At 67.4% G+C, this 12,226-nt stretch carries 9 protein-coding genes; 5 read left to right on the forward strand and 4 right to left on the reverse strand.

Annotation, left to right across the window (positions count from 1 at the left end):
- Positions 1-129: 129 nt before the first annotated feature.
- The gene (locus Q368_RS0117220) at positions 130-840 is read right to left on the reverse strand and encodes a Crp/Fnr family transcriptional regulator (RefSeq protein WP_029460285.1); all 711 of its coding nucleotides are present in this window, start codon (positions 838-840) and stop codon (positions 130-132) included.
- A gap of 88 nt (positions 841-928) precedes the next feature.
- Between Q368_RS0117220 and Q368_RS0117225 the strand changes: the two genes are divergently transcribed.
- Both Q368_RS0117225 and Q368_RS0117230 read left to right on the forward strand, forming a co-directional pair.
- Entirely contained in the window at positions 929-1,561 is a 633-nt protein-coding gene (locus Q368_RS0117225) for a 4Fe-4S dicluster domain-containing protein (RefSeq protein ID WP_029460286.1), read from the forward strand.
- Entirely contained in the window at positions 1,558-2,868 is a 1,311-nt protein-coding gene (locus Q368_RS0117230) for a 4Fe-4S binding protein (RefSeq protein ID WP_029460287.1), read from the forward strand. The genes Q368_RS0117225 and Q368_RS0117230 overlap by 4 nt, the downstream gene beginning before the upstream one ends.
- Before the next feature lie 4 nt (positions 2,869-2,872).
- Here the strand turns inward: Q368_RS0117230 and Q368_RS26685 are convergent, their stop codons facing one another.
- The 3 genes from Q368_RS26685 to Q368_RS0117245 all read right to left on the reverse strand — a co-directional run bounded on the left by Q368_RS26685 (position 2,873) and on the right by Q368_RS0117245 (position 8,323).
- A complete protein-coding gene (locus Q368_RS26685; protein ID WP_169740607.1) occupies positions 2,873-3,019 on the reverse strand; it encodes a hypothetical protein in 147 nt (48 codons plus the stop codon).
- 20 nt (positions 3,020-3,039) lie between these two features.
- Positions 3,040-6,078, reverse strand: coding sequence for a radical SAM protein (locus tag Q368_RS24880; protein WP_084158871.1), 3,039 nt, complete (start codon positions 6,076-6,078; stop codon positions 3,040-3,042).
- Between the two features lie 130 nt (positions 6,079-6,208).
- On the reverse strand, positions 6,209-8,323 hold the full coding sequence (locus Q368_RS0117245; RefSeq protein ID WP_245611381.1) for a methyl-accepting chemotaxis protein: 2,115 nt from the start codon (positions 8,321-8,323) through the stop codon (positions 6,209-6,211).
- 574 nt (positions 8,324-8,897) lie between these two features.
- On the opposite strand from Q368_RS0117245, the gene hcp reads away from it, so the two are divergent.
- The 3 genes from hcp (at position 8,898) to Q368_RS0117260 (ending at position 11,682) form a co-directional block, all read left to right on the forward strand.
- Positions 8,898-10,514 carry a hydroxylamine reductase gene (gene hcp, locus Q368_RS0117250; RefSeq protein WP_029460290.1) on the forward strand — a complete coding sequence of 539 codons (1,617 nt, stop codon included), beginning with the start codon at positions 8,898-8,900 and terminating at the stop codon, positions 10,512-10,514.
- A gap of 62 nt (positions 10,515-10,576) precedes the next feature.
- Complete coding sequence (locus tag Q368_RS0117255; RefSeq protein WP_043786327.1) at positions 10,577-11,338, forward strand: ATP-binding protein; 762 nt, start codon at positions 10,577-10,579, stop codon at positions 11,336-11,338.
- A 26-nt stretch (positions 11,339-11,364) separates the two neighbouring features.
- Positions 11,365-11,682, forward strand: coding sequence for a cupin domain-containing protein (locus Q368_RS0117260; protein ID WP_029460292.1), 318 nt, complete (start codon positions 11,365-11,367; stop codon positions 11,680-11,682).
- Positions 11,683-12,226: the final 544 nt, after the last annotated feature.

The following is a 12,226-nucleotide window of genomic DNA, read 5'->3' on the forward strand; positions in this document are numbered from 1 at the left end:
CCGACCGTCCTCCCGCCCGTTTCCCACCCCCGCGTCGGGGAGGTCCAGGAGGGGATCATCCCCTCCTGGCCGCCGGAGGCATCTTCTCCCACCCCCCCCCCGTCCCCGTCACCGTCACCGTTACCGTCCTCACGCCTTTCCCGTCCCCCATGCCGAATCCCCGTCGCCTGTCGCGACGCCGGCCTGGGTTTCCAGGCGGGCGGGGTCGAGGATTTCCAGGGTATTGCCGGACAGGGCGATGAGGCCGTCGTCGCCGAAGCGGCGCAGCACGCGGGAGAGGGTTTCGGGGATGGTGCCGAGGTAGGCGGCGAGTTGTCCTTTGGGCAAGTCCAGGGTGAGGCGCTTTTTCTTGCTTTGGGCTTGCAGGAGCAGCAGGTGGGCGGCGAGACGCGCGGGCACTTCGCGCAGGCTTAAGTCTTCGAGTTTGCGCACCAGTTGGCGCAGCCGCATGGAAAGCAGCCCGAGCATATCCATGGCCAGGTCGGGTTGTTCGGCGAGGAGCTTGCGGAAACGCTGTCGCGGGAAGAAGAGGTATTCGCCGTCTTCCAGGGCCTGGGCGTTGGCGGGGTAGGCGCTGCCGGAGAAGACGGCCACTTCGGCGAACACCTCGCCCGGGCCGAACACGTGGATGATATGTTCCTTGCCGGCGAGCGAATTCTGGTAGATGCGCACCTTGCCCGTGACCACGGAAAAGAAGCCCTGGGCGGGTTCGCCGGCGAAGAAGATATCCTCGCCCCGGGCGTAGCGCCGCGTTTCGGCCACGCCGGCCAGGGCGGCGCATTCGCGCTGGCCGAGCCCAGTAAAGAGGCCGATGCCGGCCACGGCCTGGACTTTATCCATGGGGTTCCTTCCGGTTTGACGTAAGTCAAGGCATGTTGGGTTCTGGCGTCGCACGATGCCCACGACGCCAGAGCGACAAGGAGACGCCATGCCGCACAGCCCGTACATACTGGAATGCTGCCGGGGCGTGAAGCCGTCCGGCTGCACCCGCGCCGTGGCCCTGCCCGGAGATTTCGCTGAGGAACTTGCGGCGCTTCTGGCCCGGACGCCGCCCCCCGGGGCCTATGCGGCCCTTGGGCGCGAACCCCGCCACCACGAGCGGTTTCGTGTCAGTCTTTGCGCCTGCCCCAACGGATGCGCGCGGCCCCATGTGGCCGACCTCGGGCTTGTCGCGGCCGTGGACGTGCGCGTCGAAGCGGCGGCCTGCACCGGCTGCGGCGCGTGCCTGGCGGCTTGTCCGGACGGGGCCGTCGTCAGGACGGACGGCGTGGCGGCGATCGACGCCGCGCGCTGCCTCGGCTGCGGGCATTGTCTTGCGGCCTGCCCTGCCGGCGCGATGGCGGCCGGACCGACGCTCATTCGCGCGCTGCTCGGCGGCCGGCTCGGGAGGCGGCCGCGGCTCGGTGTGGAGCTTCGGGAACGGCTTGCGCCCCGAAGCGCCCTGAACCTTGCCGGCCGCTGCCTGCGCGCCTGCGCGGACGGACTGCGGCCGGGGCTGCGTTTCGGCGACATCGTCTTTCCGGCCGGCAAGCCGGGGCTCCCTGCCTGGGTGTGGCCATGACCGGGGCCGGGTTGACCGTCCTCGCCCTGGGGCTTGGCCTCTATGCGGCCCATGCCTTGCGCCTGGGGCAGGCGGGGCTTGTCGCCGCAACGCTTGCGCTCGCGGCGCTCATCCCGACAAGGCGGCGGTTCGCCCCGTATGTGCTCGGCCCGGCCGTGCTGCTGGCGGGGCTGGCGCTCGCCGCGGCGGCCCGGGACATGCTCGCCTTCCGGCTGGCGGCCGGGCTGCCATACATGCGTTTGACCGCCATCATGGCGGGCGTGGTCGGCGTCTGTCTGGCGGGAGGGCTTTTCTGCTTTTCCGACCGTGCGCGGCAATTTTTCCGGCGGGGACCGCAGACACCCGTGCCCCAGGCGGCGGCGTTCTGGCTGACGGCCGGGCTACTTGCCCTGGCGCGGGGCAAGGTCGCGTTTCCCATCCTGCTGGCCGACCGTTTCCTGCCCGGCTGGGGAGCGCTCGAAATCGTGCTGCTCGGCGGCTACGCCGCCTGGCTCAGCGGGCGCGTGCTGGCCGCGCCGCGCACGGGGGCGCTGCGTTCCCGCTACTGGGCGCTCTTTTCCCTGGTCTTTTTCGCGCAACTTGGCCTGGGGCTCGCCGGGGCCACGATATTTCTCATGACCGGAGCGCTGCACCTGCCCGTGCCGGCGCTGATCGTGGCCGGGCCGATCTACCGGGGCGGCGGCTATTTCATGCCGCTCCTGTACCTGACGACGCTGCTGCTCGTGGGGCCGGGCTGGTGTTCCCACCTGTGCTACATCGGCGCGGCGGACGACGCCTGCGCGCGGCTCGGCCGCAAAACGCCCAAGCGCCTGCCGCGCCGGTTGCCATTTCTTCGCGTTGCGACATTGGCTTTGGCCGTCTGCGGCGCGGCCGGGCTGCGGCTCGCGGGCGCGGATACGGCCACGGCGGTCATCGCGGCCGCCGCCTTCGGGCTCGTCGGGCTGGGGATCATGGGCACGGCGTCGCGCAGGGCCGGGGTCATGGTCCACTGCACGGCGTATTGCCCCATCGGGCTCGTGGGCAACGTGTTGGGGAAGCTCTCGCCCTGGCGCATGCGCATGGACGCGGGCTGCGACGCGTGCGGCCGCTGCGCCCGGGCCTGCCGCTATTTGGCGCTCACTCCGGCCGATCTGGCCGCCGGCCGGCCCGGGCTTTCCTGTACGCTATGCGGCGACTGCGTGGGGGCCTGCCCGCACGGCAGCATGGGCTACCGTTTCCCGGGGCTCTCGCCGCAGGCGGCGCGCGCGGCCTATTTCACGCTGGTGGTGTCGCTGCACGCCGTCTTTCTCGGCGTGGCGCGGATATGAACGCCTACGCGTTTTCCTTTTGCGAAAGCGCCTTCTGGTAGCGCTTCCAGCCCGGGCACCAGCCCGTGTGCCAGCGCCAGAGGCGCGCGAGAAACGATCCCGGCCGTTTTTCCGCCAGCCGGCGCAGCGGACATTTGTCGCAGGCGTGCATACGTGGTTCTCCTTTGCGCCCTACCCTTCCCGGCGCGGCGTCGTCTGCGGCACGGGCACGCCGCAGGATTTGAGCAAGAGGTCGATGAGCGTCTCGGCTTTATGGAAGGCGGCGCAGCGCGGCGCGGCGACCGCGGATTTGCGGGCCAGGGCGTCGTGGTTGTCGATGAAATGCGCCACAGCCTCGATGATCGACAGCCCGTCGTAGCCGCGGATCAACGAATAACCGCAGTCGAACTGCTTGACCTCGAGCGCGAGCGACGTGCCCACGGGCACGATGAGCGGCACGCCGAGCGCGATGGCCTCGATGACGATCTGCGACGAACGCTCGACGTAGCTCGTGGGCTGGTACGGCAAAAGCAGTGCGTCGAACGAGGCGATGAGCTTATGGAAGTCGTCGCCGACAAAACAGCTTTCGTGCACCCGCACGCGGTCGCCGAAGGAACGCAGCCGCTCCAGTGTATCGTCGTCCACGAAGCGGCAGGCGAACTGCGCCTCGAACACCACGTCCGGATAGGCCGGCAGGATCGCCTCGATGACCTCGGGCAAAAAGCCCACGCCCTGCTCCAGCCGGCCCTCGCCGGCGTAGCCGATGCGCACCACGCCCTTTTCGGCGCGGCTGCGGTACGGCCGGGGCGGCACTTCCAGTTGTAGCGGCACGGGAAAGACCGGGCACGGCTTTTCCGCCATCTGCTTGATCTGCGAGCCGATCAGCTTGTTGCTCGCCGCGAAGCAGACCTTGGGCTCGTTGATGAAAGGCTTGAGCGCCAGTCGGAAGATGGAGCGGGCCAGGGCCAGCTGGTCCTTGGCCACGAAGCGGAAGCAGTGGTTCTGGAACTTGAGGCACAGGTGCGGCCGCCGCGCCTTGTCCATGGCCAGGTACCAGGCCGCGATGCCGCGCACGATCTTCGGGTCGGCGGTGTGGCAGAAGACGATGTCCGAGGGGTCGAGGTCGCGCAGGTTCTTGAACAGACTGAATTCGGTGATGCTCCCGGCGATGAGGAAATCCTCCAGCCACGAGCAGTAGCGGTCTGAGGAGTGGCTATCGTAGCGCGAGGGCTGGAGCACGGCCCGCGCGCGCAGCACCTTGACCGCCTCGGGCTGGCAGTCGGCGTAGACGTAGAATTCCACGGGAAGCCCGCGCTTCACGCATTCGGTGAGCACGCCGAGGTTGTAGGCGAAATGGTGGCCGGCCAGAAAACGCAGGCCGTGGTCGAGGACGATGAGGCGGGGGAATTTCCCGTCCGCTGCGGCGTCCCCGGCGACGGCAGCCTGTTGCGATGCATCGGCCGTGTCCATGGCCCGGCGCAGGGTCCTGCCCCAGGACGAGACCGGCACGGCGGCGAGCGACCTGGCCAGGGACGCCTGGGTGGCGGCGTCCGGCGTTTCGCCGTCGTCCGGGTCCGCGCCCAGGGCGACGAGGGCCTGCCGGGCGTCCAGGCATTCGGGATCGAGGGCCAGCGCCCGGCGCAGGCACGAGGCCGCCTCCTCGGCAAGACCCTGGTCGCGCAACAGGTAGCCCAGGTGCAGGCAGGGGGCGGCGTACGCGGCGTCGGCGGCGATGGCCCGGGAGAAAAAGCGCACCGCGAGGTCGAACTTGCGCGCCCGCACGGCGATGCTGCCGAGCAGGTCGAGGACTTTTCCATCCTCGCCGCCGGTGTCGAGCAGGTTGCGGCAGATGGATTCGGCCACGGCCGGCCGGCCATGGCGCAGGCACAGCTCCGCCTCGCCAAGGCCCGCGTCGCGCAGCGCCACCAGGCGCATCTTGCGCGTGCCGTCGCGCTCGGCCACATAGCCCTCGAGGCTCGCGCCGGCGTATTTCTCCAGGCTGCCCGTGCGGCGCAGGGTGGACAGCGGCGAGCCCTCGATCTCGGCCGTGCCCGATTCCTGGAAGCTGTCGAGCGGCAACGAGGCGCGGTAGCGGCGCGTGTCGGCCATCTGTTCGGGCGTCTCGCCGGGCAGGCCCACGGTGAAGGTGCCGTGGACGGTCATGCCCAGGGCCTTCAAATGGTAGACCACGTCGCGCGCCTTTTCGAGGTCGAGGTTCTTGCGCACGATGTTGTCCACGACCCACTGATTGCCGCTCTCGAAGCCGATCTTCACCCCGAAGCAGCCGCTTTCGCGCATGACCCGCCAAGTGTCCCAGGCAATGGTGTCCGCCCGGCACATGGCCGACCAGGGCAGCCCCAGGCGCGCCATGACCGCGCAGACCTCGAGCACGTGGCGGTCGCCCAGGTTGAAGGTATCGTCGTCGAAATAGACGCTCTTGTAGCCGTAGCGGCCGATCAATTCGGTGAGCATGCCCTCCAGGTAGTCGCCGGAAAGCTGGCGCACCCGGCGCACGCCCGTGCCGTCGGGGTCGTTGTTGGACATGACCGCCGGCCAGACGCAGAAGATGCAGCGGAACGGACAGCCCCGGCTGGTGAGCACCTGGAGCTGGGGAAAGACCTGCCCCTTGGGGTTGGAATCCCAGTACTTGTTGGCATGCAGCGGGTCGAAATAGGGGTAGGGCGCGGCATTGAGCTCCGCCTCGGTCAGGATGTCGTAGCCGATCAGCCCGCTTGCGCCGCGAACGACCTTGACCAGCCCCTTTTCGTATTCGCCCTGGATGACGGCGTGCAGGGGATGCTCGGCCAGGAGCTTTTCGCCAAGCGAGGCGATGGGGCCGGCGACCACCACCCGGGTGCGGGGATATTCCGCGACGATATGCGCGATGAGCTCGGCGTCGTGGCTCCAGCTCGGCGAAGCGGACTCGATGACGACGTAATCGAATTTCCCGTCCGCCAGGTATTTGAAGAACTTGTCGTAGTCCTCGCGCAGCGCGATGGAGTCGCGAAACGAGACCGCGACGCCGGCCTCCCGGGCCAGGTAGGACGCGGCCGAGCCCAGGAAGAACGGATAGGGAATGTAGTCGCCGAAGCGGTACTGGCCGGGTTTTGAGCGCACCGTGGAGGTGAACGGCCAGCGCGAGCCGGCGCGCACGCCGGCCAGCAGTCCCGAGCCGTAGATGGCGTCGGGGTCCTCGATCCACCAGGGCGGGTTCGCGCACAGGACTTTCATCACGCCTCCTTGCGGGGCGCATCCTGCGCGATTTTCCCGCCGCCGTCACCTGCGGCGGTCCCAGGGGCCGCCCGAAAACGCGCCCCGGCAAGACGCCCGCGCGCCTTGCCGGGACAAATTCGCCGTGCCGTTACGCGGAAAGCGCCCGGGGCGAGGACGCCTCCGCCTCCTCCTTGAGGCTGTCCACCAGGGACGCGAGTTCCTGGGCCTGTGCCGCAAGCTCGACGATGGCCTGGGCCGACTGGCGCATGGCGTCCGAAGTTTCGGCCGACACGCGGCTGATGCCCTCGATGGAGCGGTTGATCTCCTCGCAGGTGGCAGACTGCTGCTCGGCCGCCGTGGCGATGGAGGCGACCTGGCTCGAAGTGCCTTCCACCAGGGAGACGATGCGCGAAAGGGCCTCGCCGGACTCGCCGGCCAGGGTCGTGGCCGCCTCGATCTTCTCCACGGCGGCGTCCACGTTGGCGATGTTCTTGCGCGTGCCGGCCTGCACGGCGCTTATGGCCTCGCCGACTTCCTTGGTGGCGGTCATGGTCTTTTCCGCAAGCTTCCTGACCTCGTCGGCCACGACCGCGAACCCCCGCCCGGCATCGCCGGCCCGGGCCGCCTCGATGGCGGCATTGAGCGCGAGCAGGTTCGTCTGGTCGGCGATGTCGGAAATGACGTTTAAAATCTGCCCGATGCCCTCGGCCTGGCGTCCCAGGGTCGTCATGTCGCCCTTGAGCGCAAGGGCCTGCTTCCGGGCGTCGCCGATGCCCGTGATGGCCTGGGTGACGACCTTCGCGCCGTCGTCGGCCTCGCGCCGCGTCTTGTCTGCCGCGTCCGAGGCCGAGGAGGCGTTCTTGGCGATCTCGAGCACGGTGGCCGTCATCTCCTCCATGGCCGTGGCGGTTTCGCCGACCCGGGCGGTCTGTTCCTCGGCCCCGCGCGTGGACTGCTCGATCTGTGCGGAAAGCTCCTCCGAGGCCGCGCCCATGACGCCGACCACGTGTTCGAGCTTGCCCGCGGCCCGGAGCATGCCTTGGGCCATGGCCTGCTCGGCCGCGGCCTTGGCCTCCTCGGCCTCCCGGGTGGCCTGTGCCGCGCGGCTCGACTCCTCGCCCGCCAGACGCGTCTTGTCGTCGGCCTCGGCGATCTTGGCCTTGAGGCTCGCCACCATGGTGCGCAGGCTGTCGGCCAGCTTGCCGATCTCGTCGCGCTGCCGCAATGCGATGGGACGGTCCAGGTCGCCGGCTGCCACGGCTTCCGTCGCCTGCATCATTTCCCTGATGGGCCGGACGATGACCCGGGCGATGAAGAAAACAGCCACGACGAGCAGCGCCAGGCCGCAACCGCTCAGCACGAACAGCACCTTCTGCACGGCGCGGACGTTTTCGAGCATAGCCGCCCGGGGTATGGTGGCGACAAAGCTCCACGCGCCTTCGACCCCCTCCAGGACGACCGGGGTCATGCAGTAAAGCATTTCTTGGCCGGAACTGCTGGCCTTCTGAGAAAACGTAACCGGCACACCCTCTTTGAGCGCCTTGGCAACCGCCGCCCTGTTGCTGTCGGACAAGAACGCATCCGCCTGTTTCCCGATGTAATCCTTGTCCTTATGAGCCACGATCATCCCTGTGTTGGACAGCAGCACGCCGTAGCCCGAATCGAAGATCTTCACGCCCGCCGCGATGCGCTGCAACCCCTCCAGGCTTAGGTCGATCCCGGCCACGCCCTTGCCTTTGCCCAGAATCGGCACGCACACACTGGCCATCATCCGCTTCTTGCCAGCCACCTCGTATTCCGTGGGCTCCACCAACAGCAACTTCCCGATTTCCAGGGTCTTCCAGTACCATTTCTCCCCCGCGTCGCGGCTCGCGGCGGTGGGCGCGGAGGTATGGGTTTCCTGCACGCCGCTCTCGCTCCGGATCACGTAGGGGAGAAACCGTCCAGACGCCTCGTGCAGCGCGTCCGCGTTGGCGAATTCCTTGTCCTTGCCGTCGAAGGCGTCGGGCTCCCAGGCGGTCCAGACGCCGAAGACATCGGGCAGCGCCTCAAGCGTACGGTGCAACAGGCCGACCACGGGGGCCCGTTGCGGGTTGGGTTGGGCTTGCGCATTGGCCACGGCCGCAGCAAGGGTTTTGGCCGCTGCAATGGCCGCATCGAGTTCCCCCTGAACTACTGCCGCATAACGGGCGCTGATTTCCTTTCCCAGGCGTTGCGTCTCGACATCGGCATTCTCCCGAATCTGCATTTGCACAACAGCCATGATGACGGCGAACACCCCTGCGCAAACCACCGTCACAGGGATTAGAATTTTATTGCGCAAGTTCAATACGTTGAACATACCACCCCCTACTCCTGCGAGATTTCGAAAAACGCCACCGGCCTCAAAATTCCAGTCATCGATTTTTTTCCTGGCAAGCGACATGCGCGTGCGCCTCAAGTGAGAACACTCTTGCGAAACGAAAGATACAAAAAAATATCCCTTCCCGCGACAACGCGAACGACGCGGATTGGCGATCTTACACCTAGTCAGCATTGCAACTGGTGACCCGCCAACGACATTTCCGTCAAAATATGCCGTGCGGCCTTTCCCGAGGCGTTGCCCGCCTTTTCCGGCGAGGCTTCGCCCGACGCCGCGCATGCCGCTTTTTGCCTTCCCCAACGCCTTGACCTTTTTCCACGCACAGGGTCTATAGTCGGTAATCCCCCTTCCAAAGCGCCTGCTCAAAAAAAAGCCGCTTCTTGACTTAGGTCAAACCGTTCCGGTCACGGCCCGCGTAGACCCGGAAGCAACGAAAACGAATACCCGGTCATCAACCTGCAAGGAGGACACGAATATGTTTTGCTACCAATGCGAACAGACGGCCAAGGGAACCGGTTGCGACAAGCTCGGCGTGTGCGGCAAGAAACCCGAGGTCTCGGACCTCCAGGATCTGCTCGTCTACGCCCTGACGGGCCTGGGCCAGGCGGCCGTGGCCACCAGGGCCGCGGGCAAGGACGTGCCGCTCGAAACGGGACGCTTTTTCGCCAAGGCGCTTTTCACCACGCTCACCAACGTCAACTTCGACCCGGCGGACTTCAAGCCCTGGATCGAGGAAGCCGTGGCCAAGCGCGACGCCCTGGCCGCCGGCCTCGCCGCCAAACTGCCCGAAGGCCCGGCCACCTTCCGCCCGGCCGCGGATCTCGCCGGACTCGTCGCCCAGGGCGGCCAGCACGGCCTCAAGGACATCCCCGAAGCCGACCCCGACATCCTTTCCCTCAAGCATACGCTGCTCTTCGGCCTCAAGGGCGTGGCCGCCTACGCCGACCATGCCGCCATCCTCGGCCAGGAAGACCCGGCCGTGTACGACTTCCTGTACGAAGGCCTGGCCGCCACCTTCTCCACGGACAAGAACCTCGGCGCGTGGGTCGGGCTCGTGCTCAAGTGCGGCGAAGTGAACCTGCGGACCATGGAGCTGCTCGACGCGGCCAACACCGGGGCCTACGGCCATCCCGTGCCGACCGAGGTGCCGCTCGGGCACAAGGCCGGCAAGGCCATCCTGGTCTCCGGCCACGACCTCAAGGACCTGAAGGTCCTGCTCGAGCAGACCGCCGGCAAGGGCATCAACATCTACACCCACGGCGAGATGCTGCCCGCCCACGGCTATCCGGAACTCAAAAAGCACCCGCACTTTTTCGGCCACTACGGCACGGCCTGGCAGAACCAGCACAAGGAATTCGCGGCCTTCCCCGGCGCGATCCTCATGACCACCAACTGCATCCAGAAGCCGGCGGCGAGCTACCTCGGCAACATCTTCACCACTGGCCTGGTCGGCTGGCCCGGCGCGGTCCACGTGAAAAACGGCGACTTCGCCCCGGTGATCGAAAAGGCGCTGGCCATGCCAGGATTTACCGCCGACGAGGACAAGGGCACGGTCATGACCGGGTTCGCCAGAAACGCGGTGCTCGGCGTCGCCGGCGCGGTCATCGACGCGGTCAAGGCCGGCAAGATCCGCCACTTCTTCCTGGTGGCCGGCTGCGACGGGGCCAAGCCCGGTCGCAACTACTACACCGAGTTCGTGGAAAAGGCCCCGGCCGACACCGTGGTGTTGACGCTGGCCTGCGGCAAGTTCCGCTTCTTCGACAAGAAGCTCGGCGACATCGGCGGCATCCCGCGTCTGCTCGACATGGGCCAGTGCAACGACGCCTACTCGGCCATCCAGGTAGCCGTGGCCCTGGCCAAGGCCTTCGACTGCGGCGTCAACGACCTGCCGCTGTCCCTTGTCCTTTCGTGGTACGAGCAAAAAGCCGTGGCCATCCTGCTCACGCTTTTGCACCTCGGCATCAAGAACATGCGCCTGGGACCCACCCTCCCGGCGTTCCTGACCCCCAACGTCCTCAACTTCCTGGTGGAAAACTACGACATCAAGCCCATCAGCACGCCCGAGGAAGACCTGAAGGCGATTCTCGGCTAGCGCGCCGCGCCTTACTGCCGGCGGCCCGGCCCATGCCGGGCCGCCAACCAAGGAATTTCGCCATGAAACGCAAGATCATCGAAATCGACGCGTCGCTGTGCAACGGCTGCGGCCAGTGCGTCACCGGCTGCGCCGAAGGGGCGCTCGCCATCATCGACGGCAAGGCCAGGATCGTGGCCGACCACTTCTGCGACGGCCTGGGGGCCTGCATCGGCCACTGCCCGACCGGGGCGTTGCAAATCATTGAACGCGAGGCCCCGGAATTCGACGAAAAGGCCGTGGAGACGCATCTGGCAGCCTCGGGCAAGACGCCCCACGCCGCCAAGCACGGCGGTTGCCCCTCGACCCAGGCCATGACGCTTTCGCCCTGCCAGCAGGCCAATGTTCCCACGGCCCAGGCCACGACCGCCGCCTCGGCGCTTTCCCACTGGCCCGTCAAGCTGCGCCTGGTGCCGCCCACGGCCCCGTTTCTCAAGGGCGCGCGGCTGCTGCTCACGTCCGATTGCGTGCCGCCGGCCTTCCCGGCCTTCCACAGCGCCTTCCTGCCCGGCCGCGTGGCCCTGCTCGGCTGCCCCAAGTTCGACGACGTCGCAAGCTCTGTGGAAAAGCTGACGGAGATCGTCCGGCAAAACGACATCGCGGACATCACCGTGCTCCAGATGGAAGTGCCCTGCTGCGCCGGCATGGCGCGCATCGCCGCGACTGCGGTCACCGCTTCGGGCAAGGCCGTGCCCGTCACGCGCGTGGTGGTCGGCCGCGGCGGCGAGATCGTGTCCATGGGACCGGCCGACGCGCCGCCCGCGCCCCGCCTGCACTCCCTGTAACAGCCCCGTAACGGGAGGTCGCCACCATGAAGATCATCAACGTCCTCGCCGAAGGCCCCTTCAAGGACAAGGGGCACGGCACCCTGTGGGTCCACGATTCGCCCAATTTCCGCATCGTCAACTTCAACTTCCGCGCCGGCCAGAGCCTGCCCGTGCATTCCCACGACGTGGACGGGGAACTCTCCATCGTGGTGCTGGAAGGCCAGGGGGAATTCCTGGGCGCGGACGACGCGACGCTGCCGGCCAAGGCCGGCGACGTGCTCACCTGCCCCATCGCCACGCCCCACGGCATCCGCGCCATCACCGACATGCGCGTCCTCGTCACCATCGCCCCGCCCCCCTGATGGGAGAGGGAGGGGGAGAGGGAAGATGCTCCGGCGGCCAGGAGGGGATGCTCCCCTCCTGGACCTCCTCGTAAGGGGCACAGGTGAGCTTGCGACTGCGCAGCCGGACGCGTCCTTGCGAAGCGCCTGCCGGCCGGGGCATCAGGCAAACGCCCGGGGCCGAATGCGAAAGACGTGACCTTGCCTTTCGGGGACTGGCGTTGCGGACACGGATCACGCCCGCCAGCGGAAAAAAAGTGCGCCTGCCCCGAAAATCCTTTCCCTGCCCGTATGATTTCAGGATGTTGCAAAGTTTGGGCCGCTTGCCATGAACTTGAATATGTGAAAAAAAGCGCGAAAGGATTCGATGCCGGGACGCGGCGCGGCAAGGCGTCCCTGCGCGCGTACCGCCAACCGCGCGACGCAGGGACGGAACGCCACAGCATACTGGCGGACGCGAACCCGCCGGCCTCCGAACGGACCCCAAGCCTTCAAGGACTTTGGCGTACCAGTCTTGCCGCGCCCCGTCCCGGCATCGAACCCGATCCTTCCGCGTCCGGCCGCC

The organism is Solidesulfovibrio alcoholivorans DSM 5433, from assembly GCF_000702665.1.
GTDB classification, from domain to species: domain Bacteria; phylum Desulfobacterota; class Desulfovibrionia; order Desulfovibrionales; family Desulfovibrionaceae; genus Solidesulfovibrio; species Solidesulfovibrio alcoholivorans.

Coding starts and splice junctions, on each gene's coding strand:
- Q368_RS0117230 (WP_029460287.1), top strand. CDS start 1,558: ATGACCGGGGCCGGGTTGACCGTCCTCGCCCTGGGGCTTGGCCTCTAT.
- hcp (WP_029460290.1), top strand. CDS start 8,898: ATGTTTTGCTACCAATGCGAACAGACGGCCAAGGGAACCGGTTGCGAC.
- Q368_RS0117245 (WP_245611381.1), bottom strand. CDS start 8,323: ATGGCTGTTGTGCAAATGCAGATTCGGGAGAATGCCGATGTCGAGACG.
- Q368_RS0117260 (WP_029460292.1), top strand. CDS start 11,365: ATGAAGATCATCAACGTCCTCGCCGAAGGCCCCTTCAAGGACAAGGGG.
- Q368_RS0117220 (WP_029460285.1), bottom strand. CDS start 840: ATGGATAAAGTCCAGGCCGTGGCCGGCATCGGCCTCTTTACTGGGCTC.
- Q368_RS0117225 (WP_029460286.1), top strand. CDS start 929: ATGCCGCACAGCCCGTACATACTGGAATGCTGCCGGGGCGTGAAGCCG.
- Q368_RS24880 (WP_084158871.1), bottom strand. CDS start 6,078: ATGAAAGTCCTGTGCGCGAACCCGCCCTGGTGGATCGAGGACCCCGAC.
- Q368_RS26685 (WP_169740607.1), bottom strand. CDS start 3,019: ATGCACGCCTGCGACAAATGTCCGCTGCGCCGGCTGGCGGAAAAACGG.
- Q368_RS0117255 (WP_043786327.1), top strand. CDS start 10,577: ATGAAACGCAAGATCATCGAAATCGACGCGTCGCTGTGCAACGGCTGC.